The organism is Rhodophyticola sp. SM2404 (genome assembly GCF_053570515.1).
This window is the reverse complement of the sequence record NZ_JBSEDL010000007.1, coordinates 174,211-194,696: the sequence shown is the minus strand read 5'-3', so window position 1 is coordinate 194,696 and position 20,486 is coordinate 174,211. Positions and strand designations below refer to the sequence as shown.

Here is a 20,486-nt window from a genome sequence, read left to right as displayed (position 1 = left end):
CCTGTCAGCACCTCAACTTGCCTCAGCTTAACAACAATCTCTTCAGGCTTCGGTCTCGTAATTCCCATCTTCGATTCTCCGTTTTCCTAACTATAGGGACGGACCAATTCAAAGGGGGAGGCTCAGATGAGCGAACCATTCCAGCAGGAACGGGGCCTCGTCCTTCATCATCGAGACGGCCATGACCTTGCCATGGGGGCTTTTGCGCTTGCGCAACGCCTCGATTGAAATGGATGTGCCGCTCATCTGGTTTTACTGCTCGATTATCTTTTGAGCCATTATTAACGCGGGTGATCAGTTTTCGCTATGGGGCAGGATTGTTTTCGTTGCGATCTGATCAGAGCCTCAGAACAGCCCCGAAAACCGTTCTGGAAGGCGGAAGTTCACGGGCGGGCGGCCACCGCCCATCAGGGTCCATGGTTCCTTCACGATCTTGTCTTCGAGCATTTTCTTTCGAAACTCGGGGTGATCGATCGTCTCTGCCTCAGGATGGCGCTTGGAGATGGCATCGAAGGTCTCGGCGGCTGAATTCCACCCCCATTTTCCCTTCTTCATCGCGGCAATCTCCTCGGGCGTTTTCCCGTCGAGCCGCCGTGCAAGGCTTTTGTCTAACCGCGCCATGCACATTCCGTAATCCACGAAGCGCAGATGCATATTGTAGAGATGAGGATCGATGGCGAACTTTTTGATCGTCGAGCCATGGCCTCCGGCTTTGAATTCCAGGGGCACGCAAGTGATGCAGGGTTTGGCGTAATTCGAGTTGAGCCTATAGATCCGCCGCTTGCCCAAAATAGGGCCATCCTCGGTCAGGCCTTCGGGTTCCAATTCGGGCACATGGACCATTTCCACGGCAAACGGGATCAATGCCTGCGGCACGCGGTCTGCGGCGCGGCGCTCCATCAGGTAATCCACCAGATTGCTGCCGTGATCGGGGTCAAGAACCACCAATTCGTCGACATCATTGCAGATAACCCAGTTATAAAATTGGGTCAGCCCCGAGGTGAACAGCGACAGGATCTGCCACCGCCGCTGGTTCACATTCCGCTTGGTTTCATCATAGGGCAGGCTGATGACATTCACGCCACGCGCGATCTCGGCAACTTCGGGGTCACCACCATGGTTGAGCACATAGATATGCTCGTCAGGCAAGAACTGGCGATAATAGGCCAGCCAGCGTTTGAGGAAAAAATCTTCGCCACGCACCATCGTCAGGGCGGCTACGGGGGCTTTTGCATTTTCGATCAAGGAGTGGTCCGCTCAGGCTCAAGTCTATCTTTTGATCCAGCCTAGCATAGAGCCGCCAATTAAATCCAGCGCAAGCCCACCGCGATCTAGGTATATTGAGAGGGGGTAAATGGAGGCGGGTACCGGAATCGAACCGGTGTACACGGATTTGCAATCCGCTGCATAACCACTCTACCAACCCGCCTCGGGCCACGTGTGGTGGAGGTGGAGGTAGCCCAAGCACGCAGGTCGTGCAAGCGCTTATGCGGCGTTTTATTGCGCAACTTACGGTGAAATACCGCACGGGCTTGGTAATCAGTTGCGCGTGCTGCGGGGTTATGCGAATACGGGTCAACATAACTAGACTCATTGGTTCAGTTCGATGCAAAACTTCTCCACACTCCGCGAAACGATGGTCGACACTCAGGTGCGGCCCTCTGATGTCACGAAATTCCCGATCATTGATGCAATGCTTTCTGTCCCGCGCGAGGCGTTCCTGCCCGACGCGCTGCGCGACGTTGCCTATATGGGTGAAAACATCGATCTGGCACCGCATCGTTGCGTGCTTGAGCCGCGCACGATTGCCAAAATGCTTGATGGTCTGAATGTCGAAGCGGATGAGCTGGTGCTCGATATCGCACCTGCTCTGGGGTATTCGACAGCACTCTTGGCGCAGCTGGCAGAAGCAGTGGTTGCGGTTGAAGAAGATGAAGACATGGCCAGTGAGGCCGAAGCCAATCTGGGCGCACTCGGCATCCATAACGCAGCCGTGATTGCCGCGCCTCATGGCGAAGGTGCTGCCAAGCACGGCCCCTATGATGTGATCGTCATCCAAGGGGGCGTTGTTGAGGTGCCGCAAGCGATCCTTGATCAACTCAAAGAGGGTGGCCGCATCGCGGCGATCTTCATGGAGGGGGCTTTGGGCGAGGTGCGCATCGGCCACAAGATCGAAGGCGCTGTGAACTGGCGGATGGAATTTAACGCGGCCGCACCCGTCTTGCCGGGCTTCAGCCCTGCACCAAGTTTTGTTTTCTAGAACCGCAGCACCATATATTTCAGGGTAAGAGTTTTCGGGCTGAGCACGGGCTCACATTCGCTACCAAGGAGACTATGCATGGCAAAGATGGTGTATAGGGGCGTTGCGGCGGTTGTGCTCGGGCTTGCGGTCAGCCTCGGGGCTGCGCGCGCGGATACGTTGAACGATGCCTTGCGCGATGCCTATGTGAACTCGGACCTGCTGGAACAGAACCGGTATCTCCTGCGTATTCAGGATGAAGGCGTTGCACAGCAAGTGGCGGGGCTGCGGCCTGTGGTGAATTTCATCGCCTCGCGCCGTTGGGACCGGCCCACAGATGTGCAGACCTCGACGGTTGGTCTGACGGCTGATCTCCTGCTTTTTGACAATGGCGGAACGCGGCTGGCTGTTGAAGCCGCCCGTGAAAGCGTCTTGGCTGCGCGTCAGCAGCTTGTCGGGCTGGAAAGCAATGTCCTGCTTGATGCTGTCTCGGCCTATATGGATGTCTGGCGGGATGCTCAGGTTGTGGGCGTGCGCGAAAGCAATGTGCGCGTGGTGACCCAGCAATTGCGCGCCGCGCGGGACCGGTTCGAAGTTGGCGAGGATACCCGCACCGATGTGGCGCAAGCCGAGGCCCAATTGGCCACAGCACGCTCCAACCTTGCAGCGGCCCGTGGCCAACTCGATATCAGCCGCCAACTCTTCGAGATTTCTGTGGGTCGCGCACCTGGCGCCTTGTCTGGCCCAGGCAATACGCCTGCGCTGCCCGCAAGCGAGGCTGACGCCGAGGCGCTCGCGCGTCAGAACCACCCCGCCATTCTTGCGCTTCAGCATCAGGTTGCAGCCAACCAGCACAATCTTGAAGCAGCCCGCAGCGATTACGGGCCAACGATCAATCTGCAAGCGCAGACCACTGACACCTTGTCAGGCCGCACAACAGGCCGTGCAGATGTCCTGACGCTGAGCCTGACCCAGCCGATCTATCGTGGTGGTCGGCTCTTTGCGCTGGAACGCGTAGCCTTGGCCACTTTGAGCGCGTCACAATCCGAGTTGAACCAGCAAACCCGCGTTAATCTGCAATCGGTTGGCAATGCCTATGCGCGTCTGCGGATCGCCTCGGCCCAGATACAGGCGACAGATCAGGGCATTCGGGCTGCGCAAATCGCCTTTGACGGTGTGCGGGAGGAAGCCTCGCTTGGCGCGCGCACAACATTGGATGTTCTGGATGCCGAGCAGGACCTTCTGGATGCCCGTATCGCGCGGATTCAGGCGCAGGCCGATCTCTACACGGCTTCCTATACCGTTCTATCTGCGGCGGGGCTTTTGACTGTCGAGCATCTCAATCTCGATGTTCCCAGCTATGACCCGCAGGCCTATTCCGATGCGTTCCAGAATGCGCCCGCCCGTTTGCAAAGCGTGCAAGGCGATCGTCTGGATTCCCTGATGCAGCGGATCGGGCGCGACTGATTGGGCACAGGCATTTTCTGCTTCTTTACCAATCCATTGTAACAAACTGTTTTTGACGCTATTGTTTCGCTTAGAATAACAACCGTATCAGCGGTGTTCGAGACAATTGAGGAGTTTGGGGCGTGAGTGAAGCGATGAAATCCGAGGCTATTGAAGATGTGCTGTCCTCAGTGCGCCGTCTCGTCTCTGACAATACACCCAGCCAAAACCCAGATGTTGAAATCGCCGTAGACAGGCTGGTTTTGACGCCTGAGCTACGTGTTTCCGAGGGCGCTGAGGACGAGGCCGAGAGTGACGCGAAAGCAGAGCTTTCTATTGTTGACCTGCCCAGTGAAGCTGATGATGACGCTGATGTTGACGGCGCGGATGGTTCAATCGGCCTTGAATGGTCTCCCGATGACCGCATGGCCAATTGGGATGATGTTGGCGGCAGTTCAGATCAGGCTGATAGCTTCGAGCCTGAGCATGGCGATGAGTTTTCTGCGGATGAAACGAGCGGCGCTGTTGCGCGCGCGGTTGCTGAAGCGCGGTTTATAGACCTTGACCCCGTTGATGCGGACAAGCCCGAAACCGAAGATGAAGCCGCTTTTGATGAGTCGTCTGAGCCCGCCACTGACGAGGGCGCATCAGATGAGGATGACGCCTTGCCCGATGATTTGGAGCAAGAGCTGGCAGCCCTCAACGGCCTCGGTGATATCGAGGATGCCCCTGAGACCGAAACCGCGCCTGAGGCCACAACCGAGGCCGAGCCTGCACAAGAACCCCCCGTCTTCGCACGCATCAACCGCGCTGCAGAAAACCCTGAGGTTGAAGCCGATGCCAGTGCCGAAGAACGTGTGGTCGAGTTTGGTGCACAGATTGATCAAGCCTCAGGTGATGATGCATTGGAAGATCAGGTCGAAGATTTGGGCTACCGCGGCGCAGCCTTTGGTTTTGGCGATGACGATAGTGTTCTGGACGAGGAAGTCCTGCGTGAGATTATCGCACAGGTTGTTCGTGAGGAATTACAGGGTGTTTTGGGGCAAAGGATCACTCGAAATGTGCGCAAAATGGTGCGCCGTGAAATTCGTTTGGCCCTTGCCGCAGAAGAACTCGAGTAAGAAATTGCTTTGTGAGGGCTTGGCCTGCGCGGAGATTGCTCCAACATCGGAGAGACATGTTTCCGATACGTGATCATAATCCGTCTGACCGGACGCCCTTTGTCACATATGCGCTGATCGCGCTGAATGTGCTGATCTTCCTGTCCTATTATCCTGCCCTATCCTCGGATGGTCGCGCCCTGTCGGCCTTCTATACCACTTGGGGTCTGGTGCCCGTGGACCTGTTTCGCGCGGGCGAATTCCAAACCTTGGTGACCTCGCAATTCCTGCATGGCGGCTGGATGCATCTTGCGGGCAATATGCTGTTTTTGTGGATTTTCGGCGATAACCTTGAAGACCTGATGGGGCATTTGGGTTTTTTGGTCTTCTATCTTGCCTCGGGTATTGCCGCGGCCTTGGGCCAATACGCGGCGGATCCTTTCTCAGGTATTCCGATGGTTGGCGCATCAGGTGCGATTGCGGGGGTGATGGGGGGGGTATCTGTTGATTTTTCCGCGCGCGCGGATCGATATTCTGGTGATCATTGTGATCATCTTCAAAGTTTTCACCGTGCCGGCTTGGGTGATGTTGGGCCTTTGGTTCGGCCTGCAGGTCTTTAGCGGGGTGGGGGCTGATGCGGCTGGCGGTGGCGTGGCCTATTGGGCGCACGCAGGCGGTTTCATAGCAGGGGCTATCCTCGCCTTTCCGCTCTGGATGCGGATTGGTGGGCCTGAATATTGGAAAAAGACCCATGGGCATCCCCCGCATGAAGATGCGGAATATGAGAATGTTGGGGCCAGCCGTATCCCACGTGTCAAACGCCGCCGAACATCGGCACCCCCTCCCGCCCCTGATCTGAGCCGCGTGCCCCCCTCAGGGCGCAGGCGCGGCTCTCGCAACCCTTGGTCGGGCAGGCGGGATTGATCCAAAGGAAAACGCCGCGCAGGATGTCCTGACGCGGCGTTTGCTATTTTACTCAGATCGCTGTGGTTACGCGCGCTCAGAATATTCCATCGTCTCGGTGTTCACGACGATATCCTCGTCCTGTCCGACGAATGGCGGCACCATGACCTTCACACCATTATCCAAAATGGCGGGCTTGAAGCTATTAGCCGCTGTCTGGCCTTTTACCACAGGCTCGGTCTCGACGATCTTGCAGGTCACTTTTTGCGGCACGGTCGCGTTCAGCGCCTCTTCTTCGTAGAATTCCACGATGATGGTCATGCCATCTTGCAAGAAGGGACGGCGGTCGCCCAAAAGCTCGGAGGGCAGTTCGATCTGCTCATAGGTTTCGGCATCCATAAAGACCAGCATGCCATCTTGTTCATACAAGAATTGTTGGTCTTTTTGCTCCAGTCGCACGCGTTCAACCTTGTCGGCGGAGCGGAACCGTTCATTGAGCTTGGAGCCGTTGCGCAAGTTGCGCATTTCGACCTGAGCAAAGGCACCACCCTTACCGGGTTTTACGTGATCGACCTTCACGGCAGCCCAAAGACCACCATTATGTTCCAGCACGTTTCCCGGGCGGATTTCGTTGCCGTTAATCTTTGGCATGTGTCAAAACCTTGGCAAAAACTTGAGAAATTGATGACCGCACCTATATCTGGCGTGTGGTAGGGAGGCAATACACTGGAATCTGTTGGTTGATTTTTTAAGCTATGCGCTGTACGCAATGCACATATGCCGAGATTGCATACCAGAATCGCACAGAATCTGGGCATAAGAGCCCTCACGCCTAAAACACAAGAGCAAAAAAAGGACGACGAAATGCGAGATTTCGTTGATGGCACCGCCTTCAACTACGAGCAAGGTCAGCGCGCACGCAAACTGTTTGCCGCTGTAGTTCTTGCCGCTTTGGATGACGCTATTGCCGACGACAAAAAATTTGGAAACGGCCCTGAGCAGATCGCCCGTTGGGCGCGGTCGCGCGATGGTCGTGAAGTACTGAGCTGCGCCGGTATCGACCCTAACGAGCGGGTTGTACAGGGTCTTATGCGCTTTGTTGCATCGGGTGTACGCACCTCGGTTGCGCTGAGCCGTGAAGAAAGCGAACGCCGCAGTCAGGCCGAAGCCGCCTGAGTGCATCTAAAAAATCTGCCAAGAAAAAAGGTGCGCCCTGCTCGGCGCACCTTTTTCTTTTGAGCTGTGAAATAGGTGGTAGCCGCTGTGGGACTCGAACCCACACGCCCGAAAGCAACGGATTTTAAGTCCGGTCTGTCTACCAATTCCAGCAAGCGGCCACTGATACTGCAATACCCAATGAGGCGCGCGCCGTCGAGAGATGGTCTCGCATTGATTGCAAGAAAAACGCCCGCCCCGCCGGGGTTGGCGGAGCGGGCAGCTGTCATGAGTGCAAGCAAGCTGTCTGCTGGGGATGCAGACAAAGCCAATAAAACCCCAATCTCTGAAGATTCCGTTACCAAAACGCGCTTTGAGCCAGATCAAGGTCGGGCATAAAAAGCCTCGCTTATGCTGGGGCCAATGTCGCCCCAAGCGGATATCTGTTCGAATGCCTCACCGCGCACCACGTCTGACTGTTGTTTCACCTCCCATGATGCAGCGATCTGGGTTTGACGCGTTGAATCACGAACTGGCTCCGTCTTGGGGGGCATTTCGCAAGGGCTGGCTGAAAGCCCGCTTCGAGGAAGGCCTGCATATTCTGATGATGACCATGCCTTGCCCCGCCTATATCGCGTTTTTCTCGGGCGGCAGCCGGTGGCACCTGATCGATGGCGACGGGCAGGCCATTGTGGTGCAAGCCATCTCCTTGCCCTCTGCCAAGCCAGAGATCACGCGGAGTGCTGTGCAGCAGTTATGGGACGGGGTTGAATGCTTTGCGCGGCATTATGATTTTTCTTCCATCTTGTTGCCTGTTGGCCAAGGGGCGGGTTTGTCACCTGTCTGGATAGCGGATGAGTTGGGCTTGACCTGCGTGGACCATCTTGAGAACGAGGCATCGCTTTATGCCTGTTTTGTGAATGGCCCTGCTGAAATGCCCCGTTTCAAGCGCGGTCTTGCAGAACGCAGGCAGGCTTTGGGGCAGGGGCTCGTGGTGCAGGACTGTGGCATGACAGAGCACCTATCCGCACTCAGCGAAAGCTTGATCGCACGCGCGGCGCAGATCGGCTTGGCCGCGCGCCATGATCTGTTGAGCACGGCATGCGATGTGGCAGCGCGCGGCGCCACGGTTGCGCCTGTGTTTGGCGTCTATCTGGATGGGACTTGGTTGGGCGGGGCCGAAACCCCGCCTGATGTGTTATGGCACAAGGTGCAAATGCGGGATCAAAGCCCCTCATAGGCGCAAAGCGCATGTACGGATTGCCCCATGCCCTCAAGCCGTTTGCGGCCGCCCAGATCAGGCAGATCCACGACAAAGGCGCAGCCCATGACTTGCGCGCCCAAACGCTCGATCAAATGGATGCCCGCCTCGGCGGTGCCGCCAGTGGCCAGCAAATCATCAACCAGCAGAACCTTTTCGCCTGCCTGAAAGCTGTCATCATGGATCTCGACCGTGGCGGTGCCATATTCAAGCGTATAATCCTGACTGATGGTTTTGGCGGGCAGTTTGCCCTTCTTGCGGATCGGGACAAAGCCCTTGCCCAATTGATGCGCGACCGCGCCGCCCAGAATAAAGCCGCGCGCCTCAAGCCCCGCGACCTTGTCGATTTCGGCACCCACATAAGGGGCCAGCAATTGATCCACGGCCAGACGGAACCCGCGCGGATCTTGGAACAGCGTCGTGACATCCCGAAACAGGATACCCTCATGCGGGAAATCGGGGATGGTGCGGATATAGTCCTGCACGGTTTTGGTATTGATCATCAGCTTGGCTTTCATGCGAGTGTCAAAGGGGCGGCCCGCGCCGACCATAGTCAGGCAGCCGTGAAAGGCAATTGGATCAAGGGATCACTCGCGCGGATAATGTCTGCGCAGCGCCTCGGCATCCTGCCCGCGCAACCAGACAACTGAATTGCTGGTCTCGGAAAACACCGAACGGGTATAGGCGGGCGAGGAAATATCGGTGGGAAGGCCCATGGCTTGCACGAGTTCCTCCAGCATAACGGATGCGATTTCGCGCCGTCTTACATCGCGGCTGATCGCGATTGCCGCCCCCGTGATCTCTCCGCCGCGTGAGCGTAACACAACACGGCCCACAGCAATCCGTGATCCGTCCAATTCGGGCCGTCCGGTGCCGCGGATAATACCCCCTTGGGCAGTATCGGTCAGATAAACGGGGATGTCGAATTCACCCTCATAGGCGCGTTCCAGAAACAAGCGCGCGCCCGAGCGGTTGATCTGCTCAATCGCGTCATCCAAGGCGCGGTCCAGAATATCGAAGCGGTAATCGGCAAAGCTCTCGCCGACATCGGCAATGCCCACGCGCAATTGCAATTGCCGATCACTAGGCCAGCGGATGATGGGCTTGGCGCAGTCCCCCTCAGGGGCGGCCCCGCAGGCCACCACCCTGTAGAAGGTCTCGTCATCCAAGGGGCCATCCACTTCGATGAATTCCTGCGCCGCTGCGGGTTGAAGCGCCCCGATCGCAAGCAGGGGGGCACAAAGTGCCGTGATCACCAAAAAGCGCAGGCCGTTCATTTACAGCACACGTCCCGCAACAGCTTGCAGCTTTTCCACCATCGCGGGGTCGCGTTTGTCAGGGGCTGTCATGATCGCATATTCCAGCGCACGGTCACAGCCATGCGGGCAGGGCGCACGTTCCGACCCCAGCAAGGCGGGCAAGCCCGCCACAAGGGCGCGCGCCTTATCGGCATTGCCCGACAGGGTCGCGATGATCTGGCTGATATCGACGGTTCCATGTTCGGGATGCCAACTGTCATAATCGGTGATCATGGCAACGCTGGCATAACAAAGCTCGGCCTCGCGCGCGAGTTTGGCCTCAGGCATATTGGTCATGCCGATGACATCGGCACCCCAGACATCGCGGTACATTTTGGATTCCGCCATCGAGGAGAATTGCGGCCCCTCCATGGCCAGATAGGTCCCGCCCTCATGCACTTTTGCGCCCGCCGCGCGCGCGGCCTGCGCACATGCGGCGCGCAGACGCGGGCAAGTGGGATGGGCCACGCTGACATGCGCCACAAGCCCCGTTCCGAAAAAGCTTTTATCGCGGGCAAAGGTGCGGTCGATGAAATCATCCACGATCACGAAATCACCCGGTGCCATGTCCTCGCGGAAGGAACCGCAGGCCGAAACCGAGATCACATCGCTGACCCCCAGCCGTTTCATCGCATCGATATTGGCGCGGTAAGGAACCGTGCTTGGGGAATGGACATGGCCGCGCCCGTGACGCGGTAGAAAGACCATTTTCACGCCCCCAAGCTCTCCGGTCAAAAGCGCGTCGGAGGGGGTGCCGAAGGGGGAGGTGACCTCGACCCATTTCGCGTCTTTCAAGCCGTCAATCTCGTAGACGCCCGAGCCGCCGATGATCCCGATCACTGTCTGTTCCATGTCATGCCCTCATGATCTCGCATTGCGTTTCGGGCTTTATGGCCTGTTTGCCTGCTGCAGAAAATCCCCATCCCGCCCGCGCGCGGAATTTATGCGATCTGGCTTTGATGCGCCTCATTTCAGCGGGCGTGGGCAGGGCAGGGTTGAAAACTGTTCTTCATGGGTATGATTTCGGGGGCATCCCTGTTAAGCCCCGCGCGACGAGCACGCCTATGGCGTAACCGAAAATCTGCATACTCCCGCAAGAAAGCCCGATCCCGTGCCCTTTGATTTCTATTCCCAATTCGCCCGCAACCTCGTGTCCAATATTCCGGGTGTTAATGCTGGCGGCGCGCAATCCTCACGGATTTCGCCTGCGCAAATAAAGACCGAAATCCTGTCAGGCCTGACGGTCGCGCTGGCTTTGGTGCCCGAGGCTGTGGCCTTTGCCTTTGTCGCGGGCGTGCATCCCCTAGTGGGGCTTTACGCGGCCTTCATGGTGGGGCTGATCACAGCCGTGTTTGGCGGCCGGCCCGGAATGATTTCGGGGGCGACGGGGGCTTTGGCCGTTGTGATGGTGGCCTTGGTGGCCGAGCATGGGGTGGAATACCTCTTTGCGACCGTCGTGCTGATGGGGATCATCCAGATCGGCGCGGGCATTTTCAGGCTTGGGAAATTCATCCGTTTGGTGCCCCATGCGGTGATGCTGGGGTTTGTGAATGGCTTGGCCATTGTGATTTTCCTTGCGCAATTGACCCAGTTTCAGGTTCCCGGCACCGGTGAGGCTTCGGGGCATGGCATTGGCGGGGGGGAATGGCTCTCGGGCATGCCGCTTTATACCATGCTGGGGCTTGTAGCGCTGACCATGGCGATCATCTGGGGCATGCCCAAGCTGACCCGCGCGATCCCGGCCCCCTTGGCGGGTATTGCGATTGTTGCGGTGATTGTCATTGTCTTCGATATTAATGTGCCGCGCGTGGGTGATATGGCCTCGATCGAGGGGGGCTTGCCCTTGTTCCATATTCCAGCCGTGCCCTTCACGCTTGAGACGCTTTATATCATCTTCCCCTATGCGCTTATTCTGGCCGCGATTGGCCTGATCGAGAGCTTGCTGACATTGAACCTCGTGTCCAAAATCACGGGTGAGCGGGGCGGTGCCTCGAAGGAATGTGTGGCCCAAGGTCTGGCCAATACCGCAACGGGCCTGTTTGGCGGCATGGGCGGCTGCGCGATGATCGGACAATCCATGATCAATGTGCGCTCGGGCGGGAGGCATCGCTTGTCGGGGATTGCGGCGGCCTTGTTCTTGCTGAGCTTTATCCTGTTTGCCTCGCCCTTGATCGAGCAAATTCCGCTGGCAGCTCTTGTTGGTGTGATGTTCATGGTCGTGATCGGCACATTCGCTTGGAACACCTTCCGCATCATGCGGGTGGTTCCGATCCATGCGACCTATGTGATGGCTTTGGTGACCGTCGTCACCGTTATGTCTGATCTGGCCACGGCCGTGGTGGTCGGCGTGATCGCCTCGGCGCTGCGCTATGCATGGGAAAATTCAAAGCGGATCACAGCCAAGACCGAAATGAACGACAAAGGCGAGAAGATCTATTCCATCCAAGGCCCGCTTTTCTTTGGCTCTGCGGCAGGGTTTCAGGAAATCTTTGATCCCGAGAATGACCCCGAAATGGTTATTGTCGATTTTGATAACAGCCGCGTGGCCGATCAATCTGCGCTGAATGCCATCGAGAATATGGCCGAGGAATACCGCGCCTTGGGCAAACAGATGAAGCTGCGCCATCTCAGCCATGATTGCTATCGCTTGCTGTCACGCACGGGTCTGCTGTTCGACGAGCAGGATGATGATCCCGATTACCAGATCGCAACCGATTATTCGGTGCGCGTGGGGCTGTTTGCGGGCGGCCATTAAGCCTGAGGATCGCGCATTTAGAAAAGCCCCGTCATGCAGCTTTGCAGGCGGGGCTTTTTCGTATTTTTGGAAAGATGAAAAGGGCGGGGTGCTATTCGCCTGGACGGTTGAGTGAAAAGACTTCGGTGATGCGGGAATAGTCGCGATAGCCAAGCCGTGTGAGTGGCTGGAAGCGGGTCACATCAAACAACCCGTCTTTCATGCAATCATCGCGCATATGCACGCCTGTGACCTCGCCGAAGACGGCGATATTGACCTCGCCCTCAAGCTTGACGATCTGCGTGACCTTGCATTCGAGGCTGGCGGGGGCTTGGGCCACGCGCGAGCAGGCGATGGTTTCACATTCACTGCGCGCGATTTGGGCCAGCTCAAACTCATCCACGTCGCGTGGCCATGGGCCCGAGGTTTGGTTCATCGCGTCACGCATCGCAAACTCCACGATATTGACGCAGAACACGCCCGTGTCTCGGATATTGGCGACGCTGTCTTTGGTGCCATCACGGTCGGGCTTGGCCGAAGTGGAGGCAAACATCACCTGAGGCGGGACATAGGCGACCGCGTTGAAGAAGGAATAGGGTGCGAGGTTTTCGGTGCCATCGCTGCCGCGCGTCGAAATCCAACCAATGGGACGCGGTGTGACAATCGCGTTGAAGGGGTTATGCGGCAGGCCGTGGCCTTCTTCGGGACGGTAGAACATGGGCAAATCCTTTTCTCACATTTGCAATGGCGTAATGCCATGCTAGCGATGTGACCAGAGGAAAACGGGCAGTTTCAGGCATGTTTCAGGTCGCGCGCGAAGAGGCGCAGGATTGGTGGGAAGTCGAGGCGCTATATGATCTGTGCTTTGCACCGGGTCGGACGGCGCTGAGCAGCTACCGTTTGCGCGACGGTGTGCCTGCGGTGCGCGAGCTTTGCCTGACAGCGCGGGACGGGGATGGTGTGCTTGGCGCGGCGATCCGTTTTTGGCCTGTGCGGGTTGGCCGTTGGGAGGCTTTGCTTTTGGGCCCGATTGCCGTGCACCCCACGCGCCAAGGCGAGGGTTTGGGAGCATTGATGATGCGTGAAGGGATGGAGCGCGCCGCGCAGTCGGGTTGGCCGCGTACCCTGCTTGTTGGTGATGCCCCTTATTATTCGCGCTTCGGTTTTTCCAAGCTCAGCGGGGTGGAGATGCCGCCCCCCACAAATCCCGACCGTGTTTTGGGCAATGGCGCCTGGGATGGTGTCACGGGGCCTGTCACGCGTTGGGGCGTTCAAGGCAGCTGAGCCACCCGCACGCCACAGGCTTTAGGCCCGCAATCTTGCAAGGATCATATCGGCGGCTTTTTCCGCGATCATTGTGACGGGGGCATGGGTATTGCCGCTGGGGATGGTGGGCATGACCGAGGCATCCGCGACCGAGAGGCCTTCGATGCCGCGCAAAACCAGCTCGGGCGTTACGACTGCGCCATCATCATTTCCCATGCGCGCGGTGGCGACAGGGTGGAAGATGGTGGTGGAGATATCACCTGCGGCTTTGAGCAAATCCTCTTCGCTGTCGATCTCGGGGCCGGGTTTGATCTCGATAGGTTGGAACTGGGCCATGGTTTTGGTGGCCATCAGGTGGCGGGCATGGCGGATCGAGTCGACCGCGACACGCCGATCGGTGGGGGCCGAGAAGTAATTGGGTTTGATGGCAGGTGCGGCCAGCGGATCGGGGGAGGTGATATGGCAGCTCCCACGGCTTTCAGGGCGCAGATTGCAGACCGAAACCGTCAGCGCGGGGAAGTCATGCAGCGGTTGGCCAAAGGCCTCAAGCGAGAGGGGTTGGACATGATATTCGATATTGGGTGTCTCATGCTCAGGGCTGGAGCGGGCGAAAATCCCGAATTGCGAGGGGGCCATGGCAAGCGGCCCTGACCGTTTGAGCACATATTCCAGACCGATCTTCACTTTACCAAGCGCCGAGGCATATAGGGTGTTCAGCGTCTTTGCCCCTTGGATGCGGTAGATCGTGCGGATTTGCAGATGGTCTTGCAAATTCTCGCCAACCTCGGGGGCCTCATGGCGCAGGTCAATGCCCATATCCTGAAGGAGATCACCGCGCCCGATGCCGGATAGTTCGAGGATTTTGGGCGTGCCGATTGCGCCTGCAGACAAGACGACCTCGCCTTGACAGCTTGCATGTTTCAACGCGCCCTTATGCCGGAATACCACGCCAGAAGCGCGCTTGCCCTCAAAGCTCAGATGCGCCACTTCCGCGCCTGTCACGATGGCAAGGTTGGAGCGGGATTTGACGGGGTCCAGAAATGCCTTGCGCGCATTCCAGCGCAGACCGCCCTTTTGGTTCACCTCGAAATAGCCCGAGCCTTCATTATCACCGCGGTTGAAGTCAGAGCTGGGGGGGATGCCGATCTCGGCGGCGGCCTCTTGGACGGCATCCAGAACGGGCCAGCCTAGGCGTTGTTTTTCGACGCGTAATTCGCCTTCACCGCCATGATCGGCATCGCCGCCTGCATGGTAATTCTCGGAGCGTTTGAAATAGGGCAGGACATCATCCCAACCCCAGCCTTGGTTCCCCATCTGCCGCCACAGGTCATAGTCGCGGGCCTGTCCGCGCATATAGATCATGCCATTGATGGAGGAGCAGCCGCCAAGCACCTTGCCGCGCGGATAATTCAGCGCGCGCCCGTTCAATCCAGGCTCGGCCTGTGTCTTGAGGCACCAGTCTAGAGCAGGGTTGCCCATTGCATAGAGATAGCCCACGGGCACATGCACCCAAAGCTTGTTATCGCTGCCGCCGGCTTCCAGCAGCAAGACCCGTTTGCTGGGGTCTGCCGAGAGGCGGTTGGCCAAGACGCATCCCGCCGAGCCTGCGCCGACAATGATGATGTCAAACGCGCCGAAATGCTCTGCCGTCGTGGTCATGTCTGGCCTCCCCGCCATCCCTTTGCACGACCCTATGAGAGGCCGAGGGCAAGGTCCATGACCTTGGTCTGGACTGGATCAATGCAGTTGGATCAGCCTTGCTGGCGGAGCCAATCCATCACAGCAGGGCGCACGGATTGCGCGCCTTGGGCGCGGGCCTCGGTGATGACCGCGCGCGCTTCACGCAGATCGACGCGGCGGATCAGGCTTTTGACGGGGCCGATCGAGGCGGGCCGCATCGACAGGCTGCGCAAGCCCATGGCCGCGAAACACAAAGCCTCGACGGGGCGGCCCGCATCCTCGCCACAAAAGCTGAGCGGGGTATCGGTATCGGCGCAGCGATGCACGATCTGCTCAAGAAAGCTCAGGAAGCTGACATTGAGCGTGTCATAGCGGCGCCGGACCTGTTCGTTTTCGCGGTCGGCGGCAAAGAAGAACTGCTTCAGGTCATTCCCGCCGATCGAGATGAAATCGGCCAATTCAAAGAACTGGCGTGGCGCAAAGGCCAGAGACGGCGTCTCAAGCATCGCGCCGATTTTCAGATCGGAGGGCAGGCTGTGGCCAAGGGCTGCCTCGCTGTCCATTTCGCGCAAGAGGTGATCGCGCGCTTGGGTGAATTCATCAAATTGCGCCACGAAGGGGAACATGATCGACAAGGGCCTGCCATTTGAGGCGCGGATCAGCGCTTGCAATTGCATCCGCATCACACCCGGTTTGTCGAGGCCCACGCGGATCGCCCGCCAGCCCAAGGCGGGGTTGGGTTCATCCACACGTTTCATATAGGGCAGAACCTTGTCAGACCCGATATCGAGCGTTCGGAAGATCACCCTTTTGTCTTCGGCGGCATCCATGACGCGCGCATAAAGTGCTGCCAATTCACCGCGTTGAGGCACTTTATTACGGGTCAGAAACTGCAATTCTGTTCGGAACAAGCCCACCCCTTCCGCGCCTGAGGAGGGCAGGGAGGGCAGATCGGCCATAAGGCCTGCATTCATCTGTAGCGAGATGCGCGTTCCGCATTTTGTCTCGGCTGGTTTGTTGCGGATCGAGGCATAGCGTTCCTGCGCTTGGGCCTGCATCTCGATCTTGTCGCGGAAGGCGGCGGCAACCGTATCTTCGGGGCGCAGATGCACGATGCCCTGTTCGCCATCGACAAGAATTTTGTCGCCATTAAGCGCCTCGGTGGTGATCCGCTTGGCATGGATGATCAGCGGAATGGCCAGCGCACGTGCAACAATCGCGGCATGGCTGCCGACCGAGCCATCTTCCAGAACAACGCCTTTAAGTTTGCGCCCGTATTCCAGCAATTCGCCCGGCCCGATATTGCGGGCAACAAGCACGGGGTTTTCGGGCATCTCGGCGCCAGTATCTGCGCCTTGGCCCGTCAAAAGGCGCAACAGCTTATTGGACAGATCATCCAGATCCTGCAGCCTTTCGCGCAAATAGGCATCGGGCACCGTTTCCATGCGAGCCCGTGCGGAGGATTGCTCTTTCTCCACGGCGGCCTCGGCCGAGAGGCCGCGCTTGATGTCTTCTTCCATACGGCGCAACCAACTGCGCGAATTGGCGAACATGCGATAGGCCTCAAGCACCTCGCGCTGTTCGCTATCGGCGGGGCCGCCAATGCGTGTCATCATGGCATCAAGCGACAGATGCAGCTTGCCGATCGCCTCATGCAGGCGCTCAAGCTCCAGTTCGGGGTCATCTGCCACGGGGCGGGTGACGACAACGCGCGGCTCATGCAGATAGACATGGCCTTCGGCCACTCCGTCCTGCGCAACGCCGCCACGGATCATGAATTGCGATTGGTGCCGCTCGGACAGGGCCTCGCCCTCACCGACGAAAGCGCCAAGCTCGGTCATTTCGGCCAGCACCATGGCGACGACTTCGATGGCGTAGACCTCATCTTCGGAATAGCTGCGCTCATCTTTGGATTGGACAACCAAAACCCCAAGCCGTTCGCCAAGCCGCATGATCGGCACGCCGAGGAAGGACGAATACCGTTCCTCGCCTGTCTCGGGCATATAGCGAAAGCCCTTGGCGGCGGGCGCATTGGCTGTGTTGACGGGGCTGGCACTGCGGGCCACGCGGCCCACAAGACCCTCGCCCATACGCATCCGTGTGACATGGACCGCTTCGGGGGCCAGACCTTCGGTGGCGCATAGTTCAAGCGTGTCGGGGTCGCGCAGCAGATAGATTGAGCAGACCTCGGTTTTCATCGAATCGGCGATCAGGCTGGTGATACGGTCCAGCCGTTCCTGCCCCGCGCCCGCTTCCGCAAGCGTCGCCTGCAAGCGTCGCAGGAGTTTGCGGCTCTCTGTATCAGCGCGTTCTGCCATCTGCCCTCGTCCCAGCCGACATTGTGTCGGTTCACTATTCTCAAAGGAATAGCCGCGTGGTGGGGGCCTGCGCAACAACGGAAACGGGGGGTTAAATATTGCATGTGCAGAATTTTAGCCCTGAAAGGTGTATTTATTCGTCCATGCCGCACCCTCGGCGTGTTGACCAGCGCGGCCAGCAGCGCTATTCCCCGCCTAGACCGGATACCCCCACGAAGGTGGTTCCCACGATCCGAGGGAGAGCCGCAGTGCCAGAGCTTCTTTCAGAATACGCCCCGATCCTGATTTTTCTCGGGATGGCGATTGGTTTGGGGCTTGTCTTGCTCCTTGCCGCAATCGTTGTGGCGGTGAGCAATCCTGACCCTGAAAAGGTCAGCGCCTATGAATGCGGTTTCAACGCATTTGATGATGCGCGGATGAAATTCGATGTGCGCTTCTATTTGGTCGCCATCCTGTTCATCATCTTCGATCTCGAGATTGCGTTCCTCTTCCCATGGGCTGTTGCGTTCTCGGAAGTGTCGATGACGGCCTTCTGGTCGATGATGGTTTTCTTGGCGGTCCTAACGATCGGCTTTGCATATGAGTGGAAAAAAGGAGCGCTGGAATGGGAGTGATGACAGGTCAGAACACCGCTGGTGTCGACAAGGAAGTCGCAACCCAAGCGCTCAACCGCGAATTGCAGGATAAAGGCTTTCTGCTGACCTCGACCGAGGACATCATCAATTGGGCGCGCACAGGCTCGCTGCATTGGATGACCTTCGGCTTGGCCTGTTGCGCGGTCGAGATGATGCACACCTCCATGCCGCGCTATGATGCCGAACGTTTCGGGATCGCGCCGCGCGCCTCCCCGCGTCAATCCGATGTGATGATCGTGGCGGGCACGCTGACCAACAAGATGGCGCCTGCCTTGCGCAAGGTCTATGACCAGATGCCCGAGCCGCGCTATGTGATCTCGATGGGATCTTGCGCGAATGGGGGCGGATATTATCACTACAGCTATTCCGTGGTGCGTGGCTGCGACAGGATCGTGCCCGTGGACATCTATGTTCCCGGCTGCCCTCCAACCGCAGAGGCGCTGCTTTACGGTATCCTTCAGCTTCAGCGTAAAATCCGCCGCACTGGCACGATTACCCGCTAAGGGCTGACCCGAACGATTTTGCGAGGCAGGGCCATTTGATCGGACCCAACCCCGCCATAGGAGAGACGCGATGAGCGATCAGGCCCTAGAAGAACTTGCCGCCTATATTGGCGAGAAACAGGCTGATGCGATTGTAAGCCATACAATCACGCGCGGTGAATTGACTGTCGAGGTCGCGCCGAACTGGATCGTTGATTTTGTGGAGTTCCTCAAAGCCGACGTGACCTGCAAATTCACGACGATGATCGATATCACCGCCGTTGATTATCCGGGCCGTGACAAGCGCTTTGATGTCGTGTGGCATTTCCTGTCGATGCATCAAAATCACCGCATCCGCGTAAAAGCGCAGCTCCGCGAGGATGAGGCCGTGCCGTCGATCGTCTCGGTGCACCCTTCGGCCAATTGGTTCGAGCGTGAAGTATTCGATATGTTCGGCATCCTGTTCACAGGCCATCCCGATCTACGCCGGATCCTGACCGATTACGGCTTCCGCGGTCATCCGCTGCGCAAGGATTTCCCGACAACAGGCTATGTCGAGCTGCGCTATGATGATGCGCTCAAGCGGGTTGTCTATGAACCCGTCAGCCTTGTGCAGGAATACAGACAATTCGATTTCATGAGCCCGTGGGAGGGTGCCGATTACATCCTTCCCGGTGATGAAAAAGCCGAGGAGGCTGCGAAATGATGGACGGGTCCAAAGGTTTCGAAGACGCCCTGACGGGCGAGCAGCAAATCCGCAATTTCAATATCAATTTCGGCCCCCAGCACCCCGCCGCCCACGGCGTGTTGCGCTTGGTGCTGGAGCTGGATGGCGAGATTGTCGAACGCTGTGATCCCCATATCGGGCTTTTGCACCGTGGCACCGAAAAGCTGATGGAAAGCCGCACCTATTTGCAGAACCTGCCGTATTTCGACCGGCTTGATTATGTCGGCACGATGAATCAGGAACATGCATGGTGTCTGGCTATCGAGCGGATGACAGGCACCGAAGTGCCGCGCCGTGCGCAATTGATCCGTGTGCTTTATTGCGAGATTGGCCGCATCCTGAACCACATCCTCAACGTGACCACACAGGCCATGGATGTGGGCGCGTTGACGCCGCCGCTCTGGGGTTTTGAAGAGCGTGAGAAACTGATGGTGTTCTATGAGCGCGCCTGTGGTGCCCGCTTGCACGCCGCCTATTTCCGCCCCGGTGGTGTGCATCAGGACCTGCCGCCAGAACTGATCGCGGATATCGACGCATGGGCCACCGAATTCCCCAAAGTGCTGGATGATATCGACGGGCTTCTGACTGAAAACCGTATCTTCAAGCAGCGCAATGTCGATATCGGCGTTGTCTCGGTGCAGGATATTCAGGATTGGGCCTTCTCGGGCGTTATGGCGCGCGGATCGGGCCTTGCATGGGATTTGCGCCGCGCGCAGCCCTATGAATGCTATGACGAATTCGAATTCCAGATCCCCGTGGGCAAGAATGGCGATTGTTATGACCGCTATTTGCTGCGCATGGAGGAAATGCGCCAGTCGGTCCATATTATCCATCAGGCTTGCGCCAAGCTGGCTCTGCCTGAAAATCAGGGTGATGTGATGGCACGCGGCAAGGTGACACCGCCCAAGCGCGGCGAGATGAAAACCTCGATGGAAGCACTGATCCATCACTTCAAGCTTTATACCGAAGGCTTCCACCTGCCCGAGGGCGAGATTTACGCAGCCGTAGAAGCGCCCAAGGGTGAATTTGGCGTCTATCTCGTGTCGGACGGGTCGAACAAACCTTACCGCTCTAAAATCCGCGCTCCGGGTTTTGCGCATTTGCAAGCGATGGATCACCTGTGCTGCGGCCATCAATTGGCGGATGTCTCTGCCATTCTCGGCTCGCTCGACGTGGTGTTCGGAGAAATTGACCGCTGAGAGGCGGATGAAACAGGGGATGCGCGCATGAGCTTACGCATCT

The 20,486-nt window shown here is 58.0% G+C and carries 20 protein-coding genes, 2 tRNA genes and 1 pseudogene; 12 read left to right on the top strand and 11 right to left on the bottom strand.

All coding sequences use genetic code 11. The features are described 5' to 3' along the window. Nucleotides 1-108: 108 nt before the first annotated feature. The 3 genes from ACTYEO_RS12285 to ACTYEO_RS12275 form a co-directional block, all read right to left on the bottom strand. On the bottom strand, nt 109-246 hold the full coding sequence (locus ACTYEO_RS12285; protein ID WP_449324029.1) for a hypothetical protein: 138 nt from the start codon (nt 244-246) through the stop codon (nt 109-111). Between the two features lie 99 nt (nt 247-345). Further along, nucleotides 346-1,245, bottom strand: a complete 900-nt coding sequence (locus tag ACTYEO_RS12280) for a glycosyltransferase family 2 protein (RefSeq protein WP_449324028.1) — start codon at nt 1,243-1,245, stop codon at nt 346-348. Between the two features lie 110 nt (nt 1,246-1,355). Beyond that, a tRNA-Cys gene (locus ACTYEO_RS12275) sits at nt 1,356-1,429 on the bottom strand. A gap of 177 nt (nt 1,430-1,606) precedes the next feature. Between ACTYEO_RS12275 and ACTYEO_RS12270 the strand changes: the two genes are divergently transcribed. The 4 genes and pseudogenes from ACTYEO_RS12270 (at nt 1,607) to ACTYEO_RS12255 (ending at nt 5,709) form a co-directional block, all read left to right on the top strand. Continuing rightward, nucleotides 1,607-2,260 (top strand): protein-L-isoaspartate O-methyltransferase family protein, encoded by a 654-nt coding sequence (locus ACTYEO_RS12270; RefSeq protein WP_449324027.1) that lies wholly within the window; start codon nt 1,607-1,609, stop codon nt 2,258-2,260. 78 nt (nt 2,261-2,338) lie between these two features. Then, nucleotides 2,339-3,706, top strand: a complete 1,368-nt coding sequence (locus ACTYEO_RS12265) for a TolC family outer membrane protein (protein ID WP_449324026.1) — start codon at nt 2,339-2,341, stop codon at nt 3,704-3,706. Nucleotides 3,707-3,828: 122 nt separating this feature from the next. Next, the gene (locus tag ACTYEO_RS12260) at nt 3,829-4,806 is read left to right on the top strand and encodes a hypothetical protein (RefSeq protein WP_449324025.1); all 978 of its coding nucleotides are present in this window, start codon (nt 3,829-3,831) and stop codon (nt 4,804-4,806) included. Between the two features lie 56 nt (nt 4,807-4,862). Beyond that, nucleotides 4,863-5,709: pseudogene (locus tag ACTYEO_RS12255) on the top strand (rhomboid family intramembrane serine protease). A 66-nt stretch (nt 5,710-5,775) separates the two neighbouring features. Here ACTYEO_RS12255 and efp read toward each other — a convergent pair. Then, entirely contained in the window at nt 5,776-6,339 is a 564-nt protein-coding gene (gene efp, locus ACTYEO_RS12250) for an elongation factor P (protein WP_449324024.1), read from the bottom strand. A gap of 213 nt (nt 6,340-6,552) precedes the next feature. On the opposite strand from efp, the gene ACTYEO_RS12245 reads away from it, so the two are divergent. Then, a complete protein-coding gene (locus ACTYEO_RS12245) occupies nt 6,553-6,864 on the top strand; it encodes a DUF6280 family protein (protein WP_449324039.1) in 312 nt (103 codons plus the stop codon). A gap of 76 nt (nt 6,865-6,940) precedes the next feature. Here the strand turns inward: ACTYEO_RS12245 and ACTYEO_RS12240 are convergent. Further along, nucleotides 6,941-7,025: transfer RNA gene (locus ACTYEO_RS12240), tRNA-Leu, on the bottom strand. A gap of 311 nt (nt 7,026-7,336) precedes the next feature. Between ACTYEO_RS12240 and ACTYEO_RS12235 the strand changes: the two genes are divergently transcribed. Further along, nucleotides 7,337-8,083, top strand: coding sequence for a hypothetical protein (locus ACTYEO_RS12235; protein WP_449324023.1), 747 nt, complete (start codon nt 7,337-7,339; stop codon nt 8,081-8,083). Here the strand turns inward: ACTYEO_RS12235 and ACTYEO_RS12230 are convergent. From ACTYEO_RS12230 to ACTYEO_RS12220, 3 genes are all read right to left on the bottom strand, one after another. Then, complete coding sequence (locus ACTYEO_RS12230) at nt 8,068-8,607, bottom strand: adenine phosphoribosyltransferase (protein WP_449324038.1); 540 nt, start codon at nt 8,605-8,607, stop codon at nt 8,068-8,070. The two genes, ACTYEO_RS12235 and ACTYEO_RS12230, sit on opposite strands and share 16 nt — an antisense overlap. Nucleotides 8,608-8,691: 84 nt before the next feature. Next, complete coding sequence (locus ACTYEO_RS12225; protein WP_449324022.1) at nt 8,692-9,381, bottom strand: DUF2927 domain-containing protein; 690 nt, start codon at nt 9,379-9,381, stop codon at nt 8,692-8,694. Further along, nucleotides 9,382-10,254: an S-methyl-5'-thioadenosine phosphorylase gene (locus ACTYEO_RS12220; protein WP_449324021.1), complete on the bottom strand. Its 873-nt coding sequence runs from the start codon at nt 10,252-10,254 to the stop codon at nt 9,382-9,384. 346 nt (nt 10,255-10,600) lie between these two features. On the opposite strand from ACTYEO_RS12220, the gene ACTYEO_RS12215 reads away from it, so the two are divergent. Next, complete coding sequence (locus ACTYEO_RS12215) at nt 10,601-12,157, top strand: SulP family inorganic anion transporter (protein WP_449324037.1); 1,557 nt, start codon at nt 10,601-10,603, stop codon at nt 12,155-12,157. Nucleotides 12,158-12,248: 91 nt separating this feature from the next. On the opposite strand, the gene ACTYEO_RS12210 is transcribed toward ACTYEO_RS12215, so the two are convergent. Continuing rightward, entirely contained in the window at nt 12,249-12,854 is a 606-nt protein-coding gene (locus ACTYEO_RS12210) for a flavin reductase family protein (RefSeq protein WP_449324020.1), read from the bottom strand. Between the two features lie 80 nt (nt 12,855-12,934). Here ACTYEO_RS12210 and ACTYEO_RS12205 point away from each other — a divergent pair, with 80 nt between their 5' ends. Then, entirely contained in the window at nt 12,935-13,420 is a 486-nt protein-coding gene (locus tag ACTYEO_RS12205; RefSeq protein ID WP_449324036.1) for a GNAT family N-acetyltransferase, read from the top strand. A gap of 21 nt (nt 13,421-13,441) precedes the next feature. Here ACTYEO_RS12205 and ACTYEO_RS12200 read toward each other — a convergent pair whose 3' ends face one another. Then, nucleotides 13,442-15,061 (bottom strand): GMC family oxidoreductase, encoded by a 1,620-nt coding sequence (locus ACTYEO_RS12200; protein ID WP_449324019.1) that lies wholly within the window; start codon nt 15,059-15,061, stop codon nt 13,442-13,444. 92 nt (nt 15,062-15,153) lie between these two features. Further along, the gene (gene ptsP, locus ACTYEO_RS12195) at nt 15,154-17,400 is read right to left on the bottom strand and encodes a phosphoenolpyruvate--protein phosphotransferase (protein WP_449324018.1); all 2,247 of its coding nucleotides are present in this window, start codon (nt 17,398-17,400) and stop codon (nt 15,154-15,156) included. Between the two features lie 248 nt (nt 17,401-17,648). Here ptsP and ACTYEO_RS12190 point away from each other — a divergent pair, with 248 nt between their 5' ends. The 4 genes from ACTYEO_RS12190 (at nt 17,649) to ACTYEO_RS12175 (ending at nt 20,443) form a co-directional block, all read left to right on the top strand. Then, nucleotides 17,649-18,014 (top strand): NADH-quinone oxidoreductase subunit A, encoded by a 366-nt coding sequence (locus ACTYEO_RS12190; RefSeq protein ID WP_449324017.1) that lies wholly within the window; start codon nt 17,649-17,651, stop codon nt 18,012-18,014. Next, nucleotides 18,005-18,538 carry a NuoB/complex I 20 kDa subunit family protein gene (locus ACTYEO_RS12185; protein WP_317656068.1) on the top strand — a complete coding sequence of 178 codons (534 nt, stop codon included), beginning with the start codon at nt 18,005-18,007 and terminating at the stop codon, nt 18,536-18,538. The genes ACTYEO_RS12190 and ACTYEO_RS12185 overlap by 10 nt, the downstream gene beginning before the upstream one ends. Nucleotides 18,539-18,608: 70 nt before the next feature. Continuing rightward, nucleotides 18,609-19,223, top strand: coding sequence for an NADH-quinone oxidoreductase subunit C (locus tag ACTYEO_RS12180; protein WP_449324016.1), 615 nt, complete (start codon nt 18,609-18,611; stop codon nt 19,221-19,223). Beyond that, nucleotides 19,220-20,443 carry an NADH-quinone oxidoreductase subunit D gene (locus ACTYEO_RS12175; RefSeq protein ID WP_449324015.1) on the top strand — a complete coding sequence of 408 codons (1,224 nt, stop codon included), beginning with the start codon at nt 19,220-19,222 and terminating at the stop codon, nt 20,441-20,443. Before ACTYEO_RS12180 ends, ACTYEO_RS12175 begins: the two co-directional genes overlap by 4 nt. Nucleotides 20,444-20,486 lie beyond the last annotated feature (43 nt).